This is a genomic window from Chromatiaceae bacterium, from assembly GCA_024235395.1.
Taxonomy (GTDB): Bacteria; Pseudomonadota; Gammaproteobacteria; order Chromatiales; family Chromatiaceae; genus Thiosocius.
In genome coordinates, this window is the sequence record JACKMK010000002.1 from 1119259 (window position 1) to 1138590 (window position 19332).

At 61.1% G+C, this 19332-nt stretch carries 19 protein-coding genes; 16 read left to right on the forward strand and 3 right to left on the reverse strand.

All coding sequences use genetic code 11. The features are described from left to right. Window positions 1–94 precede the first annotated feature (94 nt). The 6 genes from H6955_13110 (at window position 95) to H6955_13135 (ending at window position 4267) form a co-directional block, all read left to right on the forward strand. Entirely contained in the window at window positions 95–607 is a 513-nt protein-coding gene (locus H6955_13110; protein ID MCP5314494.1) for a DUF1269 domain-containing protein, read from the forward strand. Window positions 608–700: 93 nt separating this feature from the next. Next, window positions 701–1078 carry a PDZ domain-containing protein gene (locus H6955_13115; protein MCP5314495.1) on the forward strand — a complete coding sequence of 126 codons (378 nt, stop codon included), beginning with the start codon at window positions 701–703 and terminating at the stop codon, window positions 1076–1078. Window positions 1079–1160: 82 nt separating this feature from the next. Beyond that, window positions 1161–1556 (forward strand): hypothetical protein, encoded by a 396-nt coding sequence (locus tag H6955_13120; protein MCP5314496.1) that lies wholly within the window; start codon window positions 1161–1163, stop codon window positions 1554–1556. 101 nt (window positions 1557–1657) lie between these two features. Continuing rightward, window positions 1658–2491, forward strand: a complete 834-nt coding sequence (locus H6955_13125; protein ID MCP5314497.1) for a 4Fe-4S dicluster domain-containing protein — start codon at window positions 1658–1660, stop codon at window positions 2489–2491. Window positions 2492–2589: 98 nt separating this feature from the next. Beyond that, window positions 2590–3600, forward strand: coding sequence for a decarboxylating 6-phosphogluconate dehydrogenase (gene gnd / locus H6955_13130; protein MCP5314498.1), 1011 nt, complete (start codon window positions 2590–2592; stop codon window positions 3598–3600). A 55-nt stretch (window positions 3601–3655) separates the two neighbouring features. Beyond that, the gene (locus H6955_13135; protein ID MCP5314499.1) at window positions 3656–4267 is read left to right on the forward strand and encodes a rhomboid family intramembrane serine protease; all 612 of its coding nucleotides are present in this window, start codon (window positions 3656–3658) and stop codon (window positions 4265–4267) included. 48 nt (window positions 4268–4315) lie between these two features. On the opposite strand, the gene H6955_13140 is transcribed toward H6955_13135, so the two are convergent. After that, entirely contained in the window at window positions 4316–5674 is a 1359-nt protein-coding gene (locus tag H6955_13140; protein MCP5314500.1) for a PLDc N-terminal domain-containing protein, read from the reverse strand. An 83-nt stretch (window positions 5675–5757) separates the two neighbouring features. Beyond that, window positions 5758–6207: a hypothetical protein gene (locus H6955_13145; protein ID MCP5314501.1), complete on the reverse strand. Its 450-nt coding sequence runs from the start codon at window positions 6205–6207 to the stop codon at window positions 5758–5760. Between the two features lie 501 nt (window positions 6208–6708). Here H6955_13145 and H6955_13150 point away from each other — a divergent pair. From H6955_13150 to H6955_13180, 7 genes are all read left to right on the forward strand, one after another. Further along, window positions 6709–7731, forward strand: coding sequence for a MoxR family ATPase (locus H6955_13150; protein MCP5314502.1), 1023 nt, complete (start codon window positions 6709–6711; stop codon window positions 7729–7731). A gap of 27 nt (window positions 7732–7758) precedes the next feature. Then, complete coding sequence (locus tag H6955_13155; protein ID MCP5314503.1) at window positions 7759–8712, forward strand: DUF58 domain-containing protein; 954 nt, start codon at window positions 7759–7761, stop codon at window positions 8710–8712. A gap of 14 nt (window positions 8713–8726) precedes the next feature. Further along, window positions 8727–9212, forward strand: coding sequence for a DUF4381 domain-containing protein (locus H6955_13160; GenBank protein ID MCP5314504.1), 486 nt, complete (start codon window positions 8727–8729; stop codon window positions 9210–9212). Beyond that, complete coding sequence (locus H6955_13165; GenBank protein ID MCP5314505.1) at window positions 9209–10231, forward strand: VWA domain-containing protein; 1023 nt, start codon at window positions 9209–9211, stop codon at window positions 10229–10231. Before H6955_13160 ends, H6955_13165 begins: the two co-directional genes overlap by 4 nt. Next, entirely contained in the window at window positions 10218–12449 is a 2232-nt protein-coding gene (locus H6955_13170) for a VWA domain-containing protein (protein ID MCP5314506.1), read from the forward strand. The genes H6955_13165 and H6955_13170 overlap by 14 nt, the downstream gene beginning before the upstream one ends. Before the next feature lie 2 nt (window positions 12450–12451). Beyond that, complete coding sequence (locus H6955_13175; protein MCP5314507.1) at window positions 12452–14311, forward strand: protein BatD; 1860 nt, start codon at window positions 12452–12454, stop codon at window positions 14309–14311. A gap of 239 nt (window positions 14312–14550) precedes the next feature. Further along, the gene (locus H6955_13180) at window positions 14551–15378 is read left to right on the forward strand and encodes a hypothetical protein (protein ID MCP5314508.1); all 828 of its coding nucleotides are present in this window, start codon (window positions 14551–14553) and stop codon (window positions 15376–15378) included. 395 nt (window positions 15379–15773) lie between these two features. Here H6955_13180 and H6955_13185 read toward each other — a convergent pair whose 3' ends face one another. After that, window positions 15774–16751 (reverse strand): LexA family transcriptional regulator, encoded by a 978-nt coding sequence (locus tag H6955_13185; GenBank protein ID MCP5314509.1) that lies wholly within the window; start codon window positions 16749–16751, stop codon window positions 15774–15776. 48 nt (window positions 16752–16799) lie between these two features. Here H6955_13185 and H6955_13190 point away from each other — a divergent pair, with 48 nt between their 5' ends. Genes H6955_13190 through H6955_13200 form a run of 3 tightly spaced genes read left to right on the forward strand, consistent with a single transcriptional unit; the run spans window position 16800 to window position 19317 of the window. Further along, window positions 16800–17063: a hypothetical protein gene (locus H6955_13190; protein ID MCP5314510.1), complete on the forward strand. Its 264-nt coding sequence runs from the start codon at window positions 16800–16802 to the stop codon at window positions 17061–17063. Beyond that, window positions 17060–18670, forward strand: coding sequence for a ParB N-terminal domain-containing protein (locus H6955_13195; protein ID MCP5314511.1), 1611 nt, complete (start codon window positions 17060–17062; stop codon window positions 18668–18670). Before H6955_13190 ends, H6955_13195 begins: the two co-directional genes overlap by 4 nt. Continuing rightward, a complete protein-coding gene (locus H6955_13200) occupies window positions 18667–19317 on the forward strand; it encodes a DUF2857 domain-containing protein (GenBank protein MCP5314512.1) in 651 nt (216 codons plus the stop codon). The genes H6955_13195 and H6955_13200 overlap by 4 nt, the downstream gene beginning before the upstream one ends. Window positions 19318–19332: the final 15 nt, after the last annotated feature.

Consider the following 19332-nt stretch of genomic DNA (forward strand, 5'->3'; position numbering starts at 1 on the left):
GAGTGACATCGTGACCAGTGAAACCATTCATCCACCGTTGGCGACGACCTCGGTAGATTCCGAGAACGGAACACAAATACCGCACGACACTGATGTGCACGACAAGGCCGTAATCGGTGTTTTCGATACGCATGTGCAGGCGGAGCGCGTTGTCAAGTCGATGGAGGCCAACGGCTTTCCGTTGCGCCAGCTATCCATCATCGGCAAGGGCTACCACTCGGAAGAACATCCGGTCGGTTTCTATACCACCGGGGACCGTGTCAAGACCTGGGGCGGTGCGGGCCTGGTCTGGGGCGGTCTGTGGGGCTTGCTGTTTGGCTCGGCCTTCTTTTGGGTTCCGGGCATCGGTCCGATAGCTGCTGCCGGACCATTCATTCATCTGCTCGCGACCGCAGCCCAAGGTGCCGCCGTCGTGGGTGGCATTAGCGCGCTGGGGGCGGCGCTGGTCAGTATGGGACTGCCAAAGAAGGATGTCGTCAAGTACGAAAGCATCGTCAAGGCGGATAGGTTTCTGGTCATCGCTCATGGTGATGCGCAGGAGGTTGCACGAGCCAGGCAGCTGATGGAACAGGAAAAAGCTAGCGAGACGGCAGTCATCGAGGCCTGATCGCGAATCGCAATTCGTTGTCGCGGCCTGGCTGTAGGGTTTCTGCGGTCTCGTGCCGGCCACATCCGATCAACACAATTGGAGAGTACCAACATGAACACAAAGAACCTTGTCGGCACAGTGATTCTTTGCCTGCTTCCGTTTGTAACGCCCGTCCACGCCGGCAATGAGCACGTGGTAGGCGTTGCGTCGCTTGGCGTCACAGTATCCGATCCCACCTACGCCGAGCGCAGGGAGCTCGACCTACCCAACGGCGGCGCTATGGTGCGTGAGGTCGATAGCACGGGGCGCGCATTCGACGCCGGTATGCACACGGGTGACGTGATCGTTGCCTTTGATCAGGTGCCCATCGACAGCATCCAGCATCTTTCCGACCTGGTTGAGGAAGTCCCTGCCGACAAGCCGCTGCCGGTGTTGTTGTTGCGTGGTCAGGGTCGTTTCGTCGCCGTCGTATTGCCGGCGAAACATTGAGCACAGTCGCCAGAACCATGACACCCGGCGCGTCAGCTAACAGCTGTGCGTCACGTCAGACTCAACCCGGAAGCATCTACTGATGAAACATACTGAAATCGCATTACGGCATGCTCGATTTACCCTATTGCTCGGCGTGATCGCGTTGCTGAGCGGATGCGCGACGCTCGAAGGTGAGAGCGTTCCAGCTGTAACGGTCCCAGAGGTTGTCCAGATGAGTGACGAGGGGGTTCCCCCTCATGAGATCATCGACCGAATGCGCGAATCCGGCACCGCCTATCGGCTGAGCGCTGCGCAATTGGCAGGCCTGAGAGACAAGGGAGTGGCCGATCCTGTCATCAATTATATGCAGCGTACCTACCTGGATGCCGTAGCGCGACGGCAGTCACTCGCCGACTGGGACAACTGGACCCGACAAGACGACTGGTGGTACGGCGGTCCAGCGTTTGGCTGGGCCGATTCCTGGATGATGCCGTGAGGTGCGGTGTTGAACGACGCGATACTGCCAAAAGTGAGTGTGCAGGCGGCGAACGTGGTTGATATGGGTGCTTTCGCTGCCTACACGAACGGTGAGGGACGATGAGCGACAACGATGTAGAAGCGAAACCGGGAAACGGATTGTCGGACCGCGCACGTCGCCGTTTTCTCAGCAGCCTGCTCACGGCTGGTGCGATGGTGTCGATACCGGGCGTACTGCTTCGTGCCGCGCAGACGGGGGATTCCGGGCCTCCACCTTCAGCGGATCAGGAGACTTTTCCTGGGGAGCGGCTCGGCGATCAGCCAGTCGGCGACAGTGTGCGCTGGGGCATGCTGGTTGAAGCGGACAAGTGCACGGCATGCGGAGCGTGTGTGGAGGCGTGTGATCGACTGCATCGTCTCCCCGATACGGGGCGTCCGGCGATTGATCCGCAATGGTTGCGCATCTACAAGCTGGAAGACCCTTTGAGTAAGCGCCGCATCAACGTCCCTGTCATGTGCCAGCATTGCGCATCACCACCGTGCGTGGACGTCTGCCCCACGGGTGCGTCATTCAAGCGGGCGGATGGCATCGTTTTGGTGGACAAACACCTCTGTATCGGCTGTCGCTACTGCATGATGGCCTGCCCGTACGGTGCCCGTTCCTTCATTGCCTACGACACGGTCGATCACACGCCGTACAACCCCAGCGGCAAGGGCACGGTGGAGAGCTGCACGCTGTGCGTTGTGCGCATGGACCAGGAGCACATCGACGGCGTCAATGGGACGACCGCTTGTGCAGCGGCCTGTGAACGCGAAGGGCATCGAGCGCTGACCTACGGTGACCTCAAGGACCCGGACAGTGCGATCTCGCGACGCATGGCGGAACTGGGCGCCATCCGTCAACTGCGCGCGGACCTGACCCTCGATACCGGGGTGCGCTATCACGGCATCTGACCGTCATGGACGGATGGTCGGTAGCGGTGTGGTACTTACATCTGTCAAGGCGACCGAACCGTCGTCGTCGGTTGCGCGAACGCTGCGGAGGCATCACTGTGCAGATAGGAATGATTGGATTGGGGCGCATGGGCGCCAACATGACGCGGCGTTTGCTCGCCGATGGCCATCAATGCGTCGTATACGACCAGTCCGATGAGGCGATTGAAGCACTGTCGTCGGTGGGTGCGGACGGCGTCCGCAGCATCGATGAGTTCATTGCACGACTGGCACCGCCGCGAGTCGTATGGTTGATGGTCCCAGCTGCAATGGTTGATCAGCTTGTCGATGAGCTGGCGGCGAAGTTGCAGGTGGGTGACGTGCTGATAGATGGCGGCAACAGCCACTTCAAAGCCGACATCGAGCGCGCGCAAAGGCTGTCACTGCACGGCATCCTCTATCTCGATGTCGGTACCAGTGGCGGGGTATGGGGCCGAGAGCGCGGTTACTGCCTGATGATCGGTGGCGACAGCGCGGCAGTCGATCATGCGACACCGATTTTCCAGACGCTCGCACCCGGTTTCAGCGAGCCACGTACACCGGGCAACGAAGGGGAACCGTCGCCGGCGGAACAGGGCTGGTTGCATTGCGGACCGGCCGGGGCGGGGCATTTCGTCAAGATGGTTCATAACGGTATCGAATACGGATTGATGGCGGCATACGCCGAGGGATTCAATATTCTGCGGCATGCCGGAGTCGGTCGCGACAAAGCATATGCCGACGCCGAGACGGCCCCATTGGGGGATCCTAAGGCGTACTGCTTCGACTTGGACCTCGCCCAGGTGAGCGAGGTCTGGCGGCGCGGCAGTGTCATCGCTTCCTGGTTGCTGGATCTGACGGCACAGGCACTACATGGCGATCCATCACTGGACGGGTTTGCGGGGCGGGTGTCCGATTCTGGTGAGGGGCGGTGGACTGCGTTTGCAGCGATCGAAACGGGTGCGCCTGCGCCTGTACTGACGACTGCGCTATTCGAGCGGTTTGCTTCGCGTGGCGAGGCGGACCTCGCCGATCGACTGCTGTCGGCCATGCGCCTCGGTTTTGGTGGGCACCTGGAGAAGACGACGTGATCATGATGCATACCATCCGATCAGAACTGGTAGAAGCGCAGATGGGAGGCGCATCATGAGAGAGCTTCCTGTCACCAACGCGGTGCTGGCGGTGTGCGGCTTGGTCTTCCTCGCGGAACTTGCTGGCGGCAATCACTTGATCGACTGGTTGGCGCTTTGGCCTTTGGGGCTGACCACGACGGTGACGCTGGGCACATCGGAGTTTCACCCCTGGCAGGTCGTTACGTACGCGTTTCTCCACGGTGGTGTCCTGCACCTGGCGCTGAATACGTATGCTTTGTGGTTATTCGGTGCCCCATTGGAGCGGCGCTGGGGTTCAATACGTTTCGCCGTCTTCTACTTCACGTGCATTATCGGTGCGGCTCTGATGCATCTGATCGTTGCGGATTTTCTGCTGACCCGCGGCGTCGAAGCTTACCCAATCGTGGGTGCTTCCGGAGGCGTTTTCGGCTTACTGTTGGCGTTCGGTTACCTCTATCCCGATCGGCAGTTGCTGTTGTTGTTCCCTCCCATACCGGTCAAGGCGCGCTGGTTCGTTATCGGTTACGGCATCGTCGAGTTGGTAGCCGGTGTGACCGGAACAGCCAATGGTATGGCGCACTTCGCGCACCTCGGTGGCATGTTGACCGGATATCTGCTGCTGCGCAATGCGGGATGGCTGTTTTAGGGGTACTTCGTCTCAACTCACATCGACGACCAAGCCTTGTGCCGATCCTCACAGTTGGAAGGCCATAAGGAGGGCCAAGCCCTCGAAAACCTGTCGCAGGGTGCCGACGGGTTGCGGTTCGTAGGTTGCGGCCTGCTGGTTCAACTGCTCCCACCAAGCGGCAATCGTGCGGATATCGCCGAGGCTGCTGAACAGACAAACCAATTCGAAGTTGAGGAACAGACTGCGCAGATCGAGGTTGGCGGACCCAGCAAAGGCCAGCCTTTCGTCGATCACGAGGGCTTTGGCGTGGACCATCGAGCCAGGCACTAGAGTGATCTGGGCGCCGGCGTGCGAAAGCTCACGCAGATAGCGGCTACGTGTAAAGTCGGCCAGGCGGTGATTCGATTGTCTCGGCAGGATCAGTTGTACCCGCACGCCGCGCAATGCGGCCAGACACAGTGCGCGCTGCAGACTTTCATCCGGCACGAAGTAAGGTGTCACGGCCAGGATTCTTGTCTTCGCCCCATACAAGGCTGTCAGCAGTACATCGTGCAGCGGCTCTCCCGGCATGTCGGGGCCAGACGGTATGACCTGGATAGAGCTCGAACCCATGGCCGGGACCGCGGCTGGTATAGCGGTCGCGGCGCCTGTTGCGAACCGCCAGTCAGCGGCAAAGACCTGAGACGTGCGCTCCACAACCGGGCCCTCGATATCGAAACTGAGATCAATCCAGTCGTCGTCCTGCGCAAAATATTCATCGGCGAGATTTCGCCCGCCGAGCCAGACGCGGGATCCATCGGCGATGGCAAACTTACGATGGTTGCGTAGGTTGGTGCGGCCGCGGAAAGGGCGATGCAATACAGGGATGAATCGGGCTACCGCGATGCCGGCATCGGTCAGCTCGCGTTGTCGCTGCTTGGATAACAGAAACGAGCCCACGCCGTCGATCAGGATACGTACGCTGACGCCGCGCGCCGCAGCTTTTTCCAGCTCGTTCATGATCCGTCGACCCGCTTTGTCATCGGCGAACAGGAACATACACACGTCAAGACTTGTTCGTGAGTCGTGGATCAGTGCCAATAACGCCTCCAACGCACCTAAACCGTCGGGGTGAAAGCTCACACGGTTCCCTGGCAGCGCCGGAGGGATGCCGGCACTGGCCAGTACCTTGCCTAGGTCATCCGATGGCTCAGCCAAGCCGTCGTTTACCGGGAAGATGAGTGTCTTCTCGCCAGCATAGGCGCGCAGTTTGCGCGTGCCCAAGGTCAGATAGAGCGGTACTGCAAGCCAGGGTAGGGCGAGCATGAACACCAGCCATCCCAGGGTGGCAGCCGGGGGGCGTCGTGTGCGCAAGATGTCCACACTGAGCAAGATGGCCAAGGCGCCACCCAGCAAGGTCGCGAGATGCAGAGCGAGCAGACTCATCGGGAAACCAGACTACGAGCGACAATGCAGATTCTGGCAGATACTCCGAAAACACAAGGCGCCGGCACCGCGAACAACGTCGGCTAGTCCTGGCGCCGTTCTATTTCTTCGATGAGCGCACCGAGCTGGTGACTGATTGCGCGATACGATTCGCGCAGTTGTTGAGGACTGGTATCCTGCAGTCGGCCCACGTCCTCCAGTGCACGCAGCCGCGCGCGAAGGGCTGCCACATCATTCCGAACGTCGGGGTCGATACTGGCCTCATCGAGCGCTGCAATCGCAGCTTCAAGGTTTTTGTGTGATCCCTGTAGCTGCTCCAGCAAGGCAGTTTCCTGTCCCAATGACGCTTCCAGGTGTTGGCGTGCCGCAACCAAGGCGGTGTGAGCCGGTCGATAATAGTCCGGTTCGGTTTGACGAATCGCCAAACCAATGTAGATCAGACCCACTAATCCAATCACGGAGGCGGCGATCACTACGCGCCGCGCATAGCCGCGGTCGTCGACATGTTTCTCCCCCTTCAATTTACCGCCCATGTCTCACCTCACGGTATCGAAGTAGTACTTGTGACGGTGACCCGATCAGCTCTGCCAAGAGTGAATGGCACCTGAGTCGCCATGCTGACGCTTCGCGCGCGCCGCATTGGGTACTGACGAGGTCCGGCGTCACCCGCAGGATGCGTGGTGGGGTTCGGCGTAGCATGACGTAGGTCTCCCTGCTCGCGTTCGCGCAATAGGTTCGATACAGATAACTCAGCATCTCCCGTGCCACCGACGTCCGTACGTGGAACGACGAGGACATGCAATGCGTCGCCACGATGACTTGGTTGATCTCGTCCATAAACCTGGTTGGTGGGAACCAGAGGCCGGCGGCCACCGTGCCGGCCGTGCTGGCACGGCCCACGCTACGAGCGGGTTGTGTCGCGCATTCAACACGTATCGATTCCACGATCATGGAGATTCGTCCTGGATGCAGATCATTGGAACGATACCTGCAACGCGCCTGTCAAGACGACAGTGAACGCAGGAGGTATATCCATGAGCATGTCGACCAGTAGCGTGCAGTCTTCCGCAGCACCGGGTGAACGCACGCACGAAAATACGGTGCGCACTCAGTTCGATGCGCTACGGGAGCATGTCGAGCAACAGATTCTCGGTCAGGCCGAGTTGGTTGAGCGACTGTTGATCGCACTACTGGCGGATGGCCACTTGTTGGTTGAAGGCGCACCCGGGTTGGCAAAGACGAAAGCGGTGAAGGCACTCGCGTCCGGCTTGGAAGGCGACTTTCACCGCATCCAGTTTACCCCAGACTTGCTCCCGGCAGACCTGACGGGTACCGAGATCTATCGTCCCCAGGACGGCAGCTTTCGGTTCGACAAAGGCCCCATCTTTCACAATCTGCTACTGGCGGACGAGGTCAACCGTGCCCCGGCCAAGGTTCAGTCGGCATTGCTCGAGGCGATGGGCGAACGCCAGGTCACGGTAGGCCGCGAGACCTACCCGTTGCCGGCGCTTTTCCTGGTCATGGCAACACAGAACCCGATCGAGCAGGAGGGGACCTATCCGTTGCCCGAGGCGCAGCTCGACCGATTCCTGATGCATGTCCGGGTGGGCTACCCGAATGCCGACGTCGAAAAAGCCATTCTGAAGTTGAACCGTCGCGAAGCGATGACATTCGACGACAGCGCAAGCGTGGAAACCCTGTCACAAGACAGTGTGTTCGCCGCACGCGGGGAGATTCTCGAGCTGTTCATGTCGCCAGACGTCGAGGACTACCTCGTGCAGCTCGTGATGACCAGTCGCAACCCGTCAGCTTATGGCGGCGCGTTGAGTGACTGGCTGCGCTTTGGTGCCAGCCCCCGAGCGACGCTTGCGCTGGATCGCTGTGCCCGCGCCCGGGCCTGGCTGAAAGGTCACGACTATGTGTCACCGGAAGATATTCAGGCCGTAGCGCCGGATGTGCTGCGTCACAGGGTGCTGCTGTCATACCAAGCCGAAGCCGAGGGGCGCAGCGCGCAAGGATTCGTCGAGGAGTTGCTGGCGTTGGTAGCGGTCCCTTGAGGGCAGCGACGACTTCACGTGGACAGCATGATGCCGGATTCTCAGCCGCAAGCCTCCGCCACCGATGGCACCCGCATTGAACTGCAGGCCTTGATCGCCTTACGCGAAGAGGCGCGACAACTGGACATCGCGCCGCGCGGTCAAGTCCTGGCCACTCGTAATGGTGGCCACCTCTCACGCTTTCGCGGGCGCGGCGTCGAGTTCGACGAATCCCGCGTCTATCAACCGGGTGACGACCCACGCAACATGGACTGGCGGGTCACTGCGCGATCCGGTCAACCGCATGTCAAGCAATTCCGCGAGGAGCGGGAGCGGCCGGTATGGCTGTTGGTCGACATTGGCGCCAGTATGCGCTTTGGTACGCGCGTCGCGTTCAAATCGGTGATCGCCGCGCAGGCCGCGGCATTGCTGGCTTGGGCGGCGGCCGACAAAGGCGATCGGGTCGGCGGCCTGGTGTTTGACGAGACCCGTCATTTCGAGCGCCGCCCAATGGCGCGCACGGTTGGCTTGCTACCGCTGCTCAAGGTGCTTTCCGAAGACCCAATTCAGGGAGATGAGGGGGGTTATGGATCCATCGGCGCTGCTGGGCAGCACTTGGCGCACATGGTGCGCCCCGGCAGCCTGGTCTTCTTACTCAGCGACTTTGCGGGACTGCAGCTCGATGACGGCGCGTGGCTGGCCCGGCTGAGCTGTGGCAATGAGGTCGTGCTGGTGCACGTATTCGATCCATTGGAGGCGGAGGCGCCACCGGCCGGTCTCTATCCCGTGATCGACGGTGCCCGGCGCGGTGTGTTGAACACCGCGGACGGTGCGCTGCAGACGCGTTGGCATCGGCGCTTTGCTGACCGCGCCACCTTGCTTGAGAACCTGAGCCTTCGCCATCAGTCACATCTGATCGACCTACGCACCGACTGGCCGGTAGGTGAGTCGTTGCGCCGGGGACTGCAACCGCGTCGAAAACTCCGGGGAGGTGTGCGGTGACGCCCGGCGGCGCAATGACCGGCGCGGATCCGCTGGCCGGATTGCGTGCTTACCACCTGCCTGATGCCCCGTCCTGGTGGCCGCCGGCTCCTGGTTGGTGGGTATTGGCTTTGTTGCTGCTGGTGGCGGCGGTCTCGTCGGCCTGGTGGATCGCACGCCGGCGCCGCTGCCATGCCGCAGCGCGCCAGGCCGAACGTGAACTGGGCCAACTGCACGCGAACCTCAAAGAGCACGGTGATGCACGGGCCTTCGTTCGTGGACTCTCCAAGCTGCTGCGGCGTTTCGCGCTGGTGGCCTTCGCGCGCCGCGAGGTCGCGTCGCTGACCGGCGACGATTGGCTGAAGTTCCTCGATCGTCACGGTGGCGGTGGGCGATTCCTGGCGGGTCCCGGGCGACAATTGCTCGAGGCCCCGTATCGGCCTTCAGTCGATGTCTCCACCGAAGATTTGCTGGTGCTGGTCCAGGAGTGGATTCGCCACAACCAGGAGGTCTGCAGATGATGACGCTGGCCTGGCCCTGGCTCCTGTTGGTTCTGCCACTTCCCCTGCTGGTACGCCGCTGGTTGCCACCAGCGCAGTCTCAGCACGACCGCGCCCTGCGATTGCCCTTCTATGGTGATGTCGCCGGTACCGGTTCAGGAAAGACGAGCCGCATCGCGCGTTGGCAGCGGGTCCTTGCCTGGTTGGCTTGGGTTCTTTTGGTACTGGCGGCGGCGCGACCACAGTGGTTGGGTGAGCCGGTGCAACTGCCGGTGGCGGGCCGTGACCTGGTGCTGGCGGTGGACGTGTCCGGCTCAATGGCGCAGCAGGACTACCGTCTCAATGGCCGCAAGGCCGACCGGCTCGATGTGGTCAAGGCTGTTGCGGGGCGCTTTATCGAACGGCGCGCCGGCGACCGACTCGGTTTGATACTGTTCGGCAGCCGCGCCTATCTACAGACCCCGCTGACATATGATCGCGACACCGTGCGCAACATGTTGCAGGAGGCGGTGATCGGCCTTGCGGGTCGCGAGACCGCCATTGGCGATGCGATCGCACTTGCGGTCAAGCGACTCCGACAGCAGCCGGAGGATAATCGCGTCCTCATCCTGCTCACCGACGGTGCGAACACCGCCGGCAGTGTCGCCCCGCTGGATGCCGCCCGACTCGCCGCCCAGGCAAGCGTGCGGATCTACACGATTGGTATCGGCGGTGGTCCGGTCGGCGTGCGCTCACCGTTCGGTATGCTGTTGCAACAAGGATCGGATCTCGACCCGGCAACGCTGCAGGCGATCGCGAAAACCACTGGCGGTCGCTATTTCCAGGCCACCGATGCAGCACAACTTGAGCGGGTCTACGCAGAACTCGATCGACTGGAACCCAGCGTTCGGGACAGTCGCAGCTTCCGCCCAATGCGTGCCTTGTTCATGTGGCCGGCAGGTGTGGCTCTGTTGCTCAGTATCGTATTGGCGGTGGGTGCACTGCCACGCGACGTACGGTCCTATCGGTCGGTTGGAGTGATTCGTGATGGCTCCCGTTGAATTTCATTTTCTGCGTCCACTGTGGCTGTGGTTGTTGATTCCGCTTGCCATGCTGGCTTGGCGTCTGCTGCGGACATGTGGCGATGCACAAGCCTGGAGCAAGCTGGTCGATCCACACTTGTTGCCGCGGTTGTTGGTCGACGGCAGTGGTGAGGTGCGACGTCTGCCCGTCGCTTTGCTAAGTATCGCTTGGCTCTTGCTGGTCCTGGCGCTGGCCGGTCCGACGATGGAACGCCTCCCGCAGCCCGTCTATCAGGCGCAACAGTTTCGGGTCGTGGCACTCGACTTGTCACCTTCAATGAACGCAACCGACCTGTCGCCTTCGCGTCTCGTCCACGCCCGCTTCGAGGTACTGGATCTCCTGCGAAAGACGAAGGACGGGCAAACCGCGTTGATTGCCTACGGTGCGGAACCGTACGTGGTGTCGCCGTTGACCGCTGACACCGACACGATCGCCGCCCAGGTGCCGAGCCTCGAGACCAGTCTTCTGCCGGTACAGGGCTCCCGTCGTACAGATCTCGCATTGGATGAGGCGGGGGATCTTTTGTCGCAAGCCGATGCCCCCGACGGCGAGGTGATCCTGGTCACTGACGGACTGGATCACCCGGCCGCAGCCAACGAGGCCGCGCGCCGATTGGCCGCGGGCGGATACCGAGTGTCGGTACTTGGCGTAGGAACCGCCAAAGGTGCGCCGGTCGCATTGGCGGATGGCGGATTCGCAAAGGATGTCGAAGGAGCCATCCGGCTGCCCAAGCTCGACCGCGATGCCTTGCAATCCCTTGCCACAGCCGGCGGTGGTCGATACGTGACCGCCGGGGCAGGCGACAGGGATATTGAGGCGCTGTTACCGAACCCGCGGACGTCGGCGTCGACGGGCGCGAAACAGGCTGGCATCGAAGCCGACCAATGGCGTGAGGAGGGGCCATGGCTGTTACTCGCACTGCTGCCGCTTGCCGCGCTCGCTTTTCGCCGTGGTTGGATCAGCCCTTTGCTTCTCCTTATCGTCCTGCTGCCGCCGCCAGACGCCTATGCGCTGAGCTGGGGTGATCTCTGGTCACGAGCTGATCAACAAGCCCTGCAGAAGCTTGAGGCCGGGGAGGCGGCAGAAGCTGCGGCACTGTTCGAACAGCCCGAGTGGCGCGCCGCCGCGCAGTACGAGGCCGGGAACTACGACCAGGCCCTGCAGTCGCTCGAATCCGGCAGTGGTGCCGACGCCGGGTACAACCGGGGCAATACACTGGCACGCCTGGGTCGACTCGAGGACGCCATAAGCGCTTATGACCAAGCGCTGCAACGTGATCCTGAAGACGCCGATGCTCGTCACAATCGTGAGCTTGTGCAGGCCTTGTTGGACCAGCGCCAGTCTCAGCAGCAGGACGGACAAGGCGAACAAGGACAACAAGGCGAACAAGGACAACAAGGCGAACAAGGACAACAAGGCGAACAAGGACAACAAGGACAACAAGGACAACAAGGACAACAAGGACAACAAGGACAACAAGGACAACAAGGACAACAAGGACAACAAGGACAACAAGGACAACAAGGACAACAAGGACAACAAGGACAACAAGGACAACAAGGACAACAAGGACAACAAGGACAACAAGGACAGCAAGGTGAGCGGGATCAACAAGACCAGCAGGGCCAGAAGGACCAGCAGGACGCACACAGTCAGCAAGCGTCGTCGGATCAAAAGTCACAGCAGAATGCGTCGGCGGCATCGCAACCGCTGGACTCCGCTGACAGTGATGATCAGCAGCATGGTGCGGCGCAGGTCCGGCAAGGCTCTCCTACACCGGATGAATCCGCGCAGTCCACTGCCCGGCAGGCTGAACAACCAGGCGAAGGTGATTCTGAGCAGCACCAGGCCGCGGCTACAACCCGTGGCGATGAGTCGACGAATGTCCCGCCGCCCGCCTCGCCGGGCGATGCATTCGCCAATACATCGGAATCGAATTCAAGCTCATCCATGCCGCGGAGCGGGAGTGCGCATGCACAACCTGCGGACGAACCCGGGCTCGCCGACCTTGTCGGTGGAGAATCGGCCATACCCGGCGCTACCGCCACGGCGAAAGTGGCCGGGCAGGACCTTGAGGATCAGCAGGCCATGGAGCAGCTGTTGCGTCGAGTAGAAGACGACCCGGCCGGTCTGTTGCGGCAACGTTTTCTGCTTCAACACCTTCGCCGCAATGGGCAGTTACCAGAAGGAGGTTAGTGATGTCCTTGTTTCAGCGTTCACGAGTCTTTACTTTGGGGCTGTTGCTGACGCTGTTCAGCTCCGCTGCCATCGGCGCAGGGCTGGATGCACGGCTCGACCGGACTCGCATCGCCGAAGGTGACACAGTCACGCTCACGTTGAGCGCACCCGGTGAGGGTACCGGCAGCCCCGATCTGTCGCCGTTGGCGCAAGCTTTCGATGTAGTTCAGCAGAGTCAAAGCACTCGTTTGCAAGTTATCAATGGCCGGACCAGCAGCTCGCGCGAATGGCAGCTGACCCTCGCGCCGAAGCGCACCGGACAACTGAAGGTTCCGGTGTTGCACCTCGGCAGCGCGACGAGCGAACCTTTGGGCCTCGAGGTGTTGCCGGCCGCACAGGCGGCCAAGAGTGGCGCGCCACGGCCAGTGATACTAGAGACCAATGCTGAACCCGACACGCCGTACGTACAAGGCAAAGTGGTTTATACAGTACGACTGCTCGCGAGCGTGCCGTTGCGTCAGGCCAGTTTGACCGACCCGATTGCCGCGGACGCGATCGTGGAACGTCTCGGCGAGGACAAGCATTTCGATACCTACCGGGACGGGCAGAGCTACAAGGCGATCGAACGACGCTATGCAATCTTTCCGCAGCACAGCGGTCCACTCGAGATCGGACCGCCGCTTTTGACTGCGCAGATTCCTGAGCCCGGTAGACGCGGCAGCAGTCTGCGTGACCGGATGTTCGGCGGACGTGACCCAATCGCCGACTTTGATCGGATTTTCGGCAGCGGCCCGCTGGCCGATATGGGTGGGATTTTTGAGCAGACGCGTCCGGTACAGCTTCGTGGACGCCTCGTGACACTCGATGTACAGGCACGCCCCGTCGGTTCGCCCACTCCGTGGCTGCCCGCTGAGTCGCTGACACTGAATGAGTCCTGGTCACCGAATCCGCCGACGTTTCGCGTTGGTGAACCGGTGACCCGCACCCTCGTAATCACCGCGCAGGGATTGACCGCAGCGCAGCTGCCCGACCTCGCGAAAGACACAGTGTCCGGATTCAGTGTCTATCCGGACAAAGCTCAGACCGAGACGCGCGCTGATGGCGAAACCCTGGTCGCACAGAAGGTAATCAAGACGGCCTTAGTCCCGTCGCAAACGGGACGCGTGACACTGCCGCAGTTCGAGCTTGCCTGGTGGAATACGCTGACCAATGAAGCACAGGTGGCGCGCATCCCTGCGCGCGAAATACAGGTGTTGCCGGCCGCTCCGGGTGCCGCGCCGTTGACGTCTGTGCCGGGACAAGATGACGGCAGTGCTACGGTTCCGGAGGCTGCGTCTTCGTCGAGGAAATCGGGCGTGGAGGACCTCGCCGACTCCGGTGTGCTTGCGGCGCGGACCGGTTTTCAGTCGGTAGTCGACGCCGGGTTTTGGCCATGGCTCGCTGCAACGTTTGCATTGGCGTGGCTGGTCAGCACGGGTCTGTGGTGGCGTTCCCGATCGGGTGGCAGCGGCGTAAAGGCAGCTGACAGTACTGCGCCGGTTGCGACAAGGCCGGATTTCGGTAAAGCAACTCGACAGCTTGAAAGCGCCTGCCGCAATAACGACCCAAAGGCCGCGCGTGAAGCGCTGCTCATTTGGGCGGCTGCGGTCTGGCCACAGGATCCGCCTCAGCGTCTGGAAGATATTGCACGGCGCCTGCCCGCCGAAACGCACGAAGCCCTGGCGGCGATCGATCGTGTCTTGTACGCCGTGGACGCTCGGCCCTGGGACGGTGCGGATGCGTGGCAGCAATTTTCGCCGGTTGTTGGCGAGGTTCAGAATGCCGGCGCCAGAAGAATGCCCAACACACCGTTGCCGCCGCTCTATCCACAGGGGGCGTAATCGGGGAGCAGGTTGTAAGCCTGGACGATTCGTCTCTGGCTAGGACGCCGTATGGTTCTCCAGACCCAAGGGGTTTGGTTGATTGCGACCTGGGGTCGGCGAGATTACGGGCGGGCTCCGAGCACACGTGCATTCGACTGCTGGCCCGCAAATTGCCTCCGTATCGATGACTGTCTCGACGGTTCTGGTGCCTAGACGACCATTGTCGCTGTACAAACAGCGTAAAGGAGAAACACGCAATGCATCATACGACGCACGATCTGAAGAAATCCTTGTTCGCTGCATCGCTCGCGGCAATGTGGGTTACCGGTAGCACGGTTGCGCAGGCTTACGGCAGCGCGTACGCAATGCCGCCGGACTGGCGCAACCCAATGCTGGCCGGTAGCGTCTATCAAGCCGGCCGGTTGGTGACTGACCAACTGCAACAGGCTCAGCTCGCACTCGCCGCGAAAATGCTCCCTTGGGCCGTGAGTCGATTGCGGATGGCTTTGAGCATTATCTCCGAGACAACCGGTTCCGTGCCGTATCGTTCCCTTATGCACACGATCAAGGAGGCGCGGCTGGCGATCCACGATCACGATCCGCTGTTGACGGCTGGATACTTTCGCACATTGCGCGCAGATATAGATCGGATTGCGCAGGCGATGCCTTACGCGCCGCAGACTTCTGCCAAGACGCTGGGGTACCTCGACAACGCCGAAAAGGCAGTGGGTTTTAGCGATCAAGAGACGGCCGATTGGAAGAACCCGGAGAACTACGAGCGTGCAGACTGGGCGCAGGCCGACGCGACACTGAAATCGCTGCACGACTACATCGACGACCATACGGTCTATGTCCCGTTGGATTACATCGCTGACCAAATCCGGGCCGGTTTGGCGGCACTGGGCGGGCACACGCCGAACTATGCACTGGCGGGCCAAGCTGTCGGCGAAGCTTTGACCGTCACGATGGGAAGCTGGGTAGATGACAAAGCGGTTCAGACGCAGTGGAATGCCCAAAAGGAGGCCGCGGACAAGCTTAGTTCGCAGCGCGCCGCAACGCCGCCTTCACCCCACTGGGCGCCTTAGTCGACCGGATCCCGCTGAGCTTCAGAAGTGTTGGTGCTGCATCCTTGTGAATACGCAAGTTCTGGCGCCCAAAGTAGGCACTACGGGTCTTGGGCGTTTGTGCACCTGGTTGCGGTGGCACACAGATCCGGCAGCGTCTCTCGACGTCAATCAAGCTGTCTTTGCAGAATTGACGTGAGCCAATTCAATCTCGGTTTCTGCGTAGGTTCGCGAATCTAGGAGAAGTTGGCCGAGACGGGGGCGGCCAACAGGGTATGGGCTTCGCGTCAACAGTATCCTGCACAATGCCGTTATGGTGAGGGCGTTACTCGTGGCACACGAATCGTGTGACCACAAAGGCGCGCGTGCGCTTAGGGACCGACGGGGCGATTTCCCTGTCGGTGCGGCAGCGCTTGTTATACCATCTCGCCTTTGAACACCACGACGCCACAAATCATCGCGTTCGACTTGAGCTCGTTGATGCGGTCCGGCCAATCCGGATTGAGGGCTTTCAAGTACTGACGCCCGCCTTCGACGATAAGCTGTTTGAGATCGGCTTCATCGGAACCCTCTGAGTGCACAATCACAAACTTGCCGCTCTCGGGGATGATCTCGGGGTCGACGAAGACAAGATCGCCGTTGCCAAACTTCGGCTCCATGCTGGCGCCCTTGACGCGCAGCACATAGGTCCGCTGACTGCACGGTACAGGGCAGGGAAGAAGTCCTTCGTAACGCTGGCCCTGTTGATTGAGGCCGCCTTCCTGATCATTTGGCACCTGTGACCAATCAATGATCGGGCACAAGGTGACGACATCCGCGCCAATGTTTGTTTCTGCCGGTACGCGTTCTGATGTGAGACGCTTACCCCAGATGGATTCAGCTGGATCCACAGGCAACTCCTGCCTATCGGTGAGCTGTGATCCGCCTCTCGAGTGCTCGGACTCATCGACCGGTTGAGCACTGGCGCGGATGTCTTCAGCATCCTGGCCAATGCTCAGTTCGTCGTGTGCGGGTCCTCGAATCGAGAGCGCGGCGTTCCCAGACATCGTTACCCAGTTCGCGACACGAACAGTTCCTGGAGCGTAGGACACTCGAGCTTTCAATTCATGCGGTTCGTCCATCCATCCCTGTGGTTTGGCCATGGCCGTTTCGAGCCTTGCTGACAGCTCGTCGCCGATTCCACGCGGCGTGCCCTTGGCGGTGCGCATCTTGCGCCGTACTTGGCTGATGTAGGACTCACTGGTGCCGGCGCGTTGAGCGAGCTTCGTTGCCGAACCGGCCTCGGCGATCAGAATTTCGAGATTATTTAGGCGGATGTCTTCACGTTGCCGTTTCATGTCAATCACTAAGCGGCTAAGTCCATTAGAATTTAGCAGATTGATAAACATTTTCAAGCAAAAATCGTCTGTCGGCCGTTTTTCCTGCTGCTAAAGTTTAGCAGCATGGACCTGCGACGATTCCTTCAACTTTCCTCGAAACGTGAGCGCGCCGAAGTGGCCGAAGGTTGTGCGAGCTCCGTGTCTTACCTTTATCAGCTCGCCGGAAAACATCGCTACGCCAGTGCGTTACTGGCAACTCGCATCGAGAAGTCCACACACGAAGTGGCGCTGCGTTCGGACGGCCGGTTGGGTGCCGTATCGAGGGAAAGCCTGGTTCGTTACCCGGAAATCTTTGCGAAAGTCGATGAGTTGGGAGACGAGCCATGAACCGTGATCAAAACCCCGTTTCCGGCCCGACGAAACCGACGCCATCGGAGGTTTTGGCCGCTGACCAGTTGCTCGAACTGGACGTCTCTGCGATTCAACTGTACGACCATAACCCACGCCAAGGGGACAACCCGGAATACCAGCGCATCAAGGCGTCGGTACGTGCTGAGGGTCTGGATCAGCCGCTGGTCGTCACTCGTCGGCCCGGTGAGGCGATCTACATGTTGCAGGCCGGCGGCAACACGCGTCTGAGAATTCTCCAGGAACTCTTCGCGGAAACGGGCGACAAGCGCTTTGCTCGGGTGAGCTGCCTGTACCGGCCGTGGACGCGTGAGATGGACGTTCTTCTCGCCCATCTGCGGGAAAACGATCTGCGCAGTGATCTGACCTTTCTCGACAAGGCACTAGCAGTACGTGAGGCACGGCGCCTGCTGGAAGAAGAACATGGCGGCTCAGGGGTCACCCAGATGCAGCTTGCGGCCATGCTTCGCGAGCGTGGCTATGGGCTGGGGCAGGGACGGATCTCACAGATGGCCTATGCGGTCGAGCGATTGTATCCGCTGCTGCCAATTGCACTGAAAGCGGGCATGGGACGTCCACAAGTCGAACGCATCCGGCAGATCGAACGGGCTGCGCAGACTGTCTGGTGCCAGTATTCGCTCGATACGGAAGACGACTTCGAACAGACCTTTGCCGCGCTCTGTCGCCGCTATGACGACACGGAGTGGGACATCGGCAACCTGCGTCGTGCGCTGGAGGCGGAGATCGCCGAACGGGCGGATCTGAGCATCCACGCCGTCAGCATCGCGCTCGAAAACAATTTGCTCGTAAGTTCGGGGCAGCCGACCGGCCCTGTTGGCGAGGATCCATTCCCGCCAGCTGGCCAAACGGCCGACGCCAGGGCATCGGTGACCGCAACCGCACCCCCAGGCTCGAAGGTAACGTCGGCTATGAGTGCGCCAGAAGGCACCGATGCATCCGCCCCCGATCAAGAGACAGCGGGTGACCAGATGTCGGCTGTGGTGGCAACAGGCAGTGACTCAGCGAATGGCGTGAAGCGGGAGGTCGCGGAGGAAGGAGACGGAAGTAAAGGGGATTCGCGGCATCGGCCCAGACGCGGTGACCGCGAATCGGCGCTTGACAAGATGGACCTCAAATCACTTCGCGGCCGGGCTTGGACCCTGGCAACGCGACTGGCCCAGCGCAATGCTCTGGGCGAGCTTATTCAACCGCTGTCGGGCAATGGGCTGGGTTTCGTGTTGAGCGATGTCCCGGATCCGGCCCTGCTGGATCAACTCGATGAGGATGCGTTGGCCCAGGTTTCCATGGTGTGGTGGCATCTTGCGGCCGCGTCCGAAATGACTGTGGCGCCGGTCGAGCAGCTGCTGCCCGCACTCGACCAGGATTCCGTGCTGCGACGGGCGCTCGACGAGCAGGACGCCGGTTTGCTGTTCTCGAGCGTCTGGACCCTTGACCCCGGCCACATGGGTTTCCGACTGTGGCAGCGCCTTGATGCCCGCAACTGGAAAGACCTGGTGGACTTGATGGAGACCTATCGTGCCTTGCACCAAGCGGCAAAGAACTCAGGGGAGGGACTTTGGCAATGAGCGCACCCGCCGGGACCAAGGAGTCCGAACTGGTGATGGCCGTGATGCTGTACGCAATCCGCTGCCTGTCGGAGAACGACCAGCACGCCCTGCGTAGTATGAACTTCGGTCCGGAGGAGGTCGCCGCGCTGCGTGAGCTCAACCTGGCCGATCTCTACCGTGCCGGGAGTCTGCAGGCACACTGCCTGGATATCCAACTCAACCGCGACGTGTACTGGCCGATGCTTGCGCACCTGCGGCGTGAACGCGAGAGCGAAGAGCTCCAGCGTGACCTGGTCCAGGCCGATGCCCCGCTCGAAATGATGCGCAGTCTGTTCGGTGTTGGTTCTCGTGAGTACACAAGGTTGCGCCGCATGCTGGCCGTGGAGCCCGGAGTGGGTCGCCCACCGGAGCCGGATGACGAGACAGCCCATCGGCTCTGGCATGCACTTTCTGAACGCCTGGGCCCCGACGATGCCGACCCCCTCGACCCGAGTGCCTATCTGGCGGTACATCGCGAAACTGGGGCCTCTCTGCGCGCGATCTGGAATCTCACGCAGCGCATCCGCGAGTACGGCGATGTCTATGTGCCCGGCGAACGGCCTGCGCGATCTTCCAAGCCAGTACAAGCAATCAGCAGTGGTCAACCTCGGTCGGCCGGTAGGTGAGTGCGGTGACCGCAT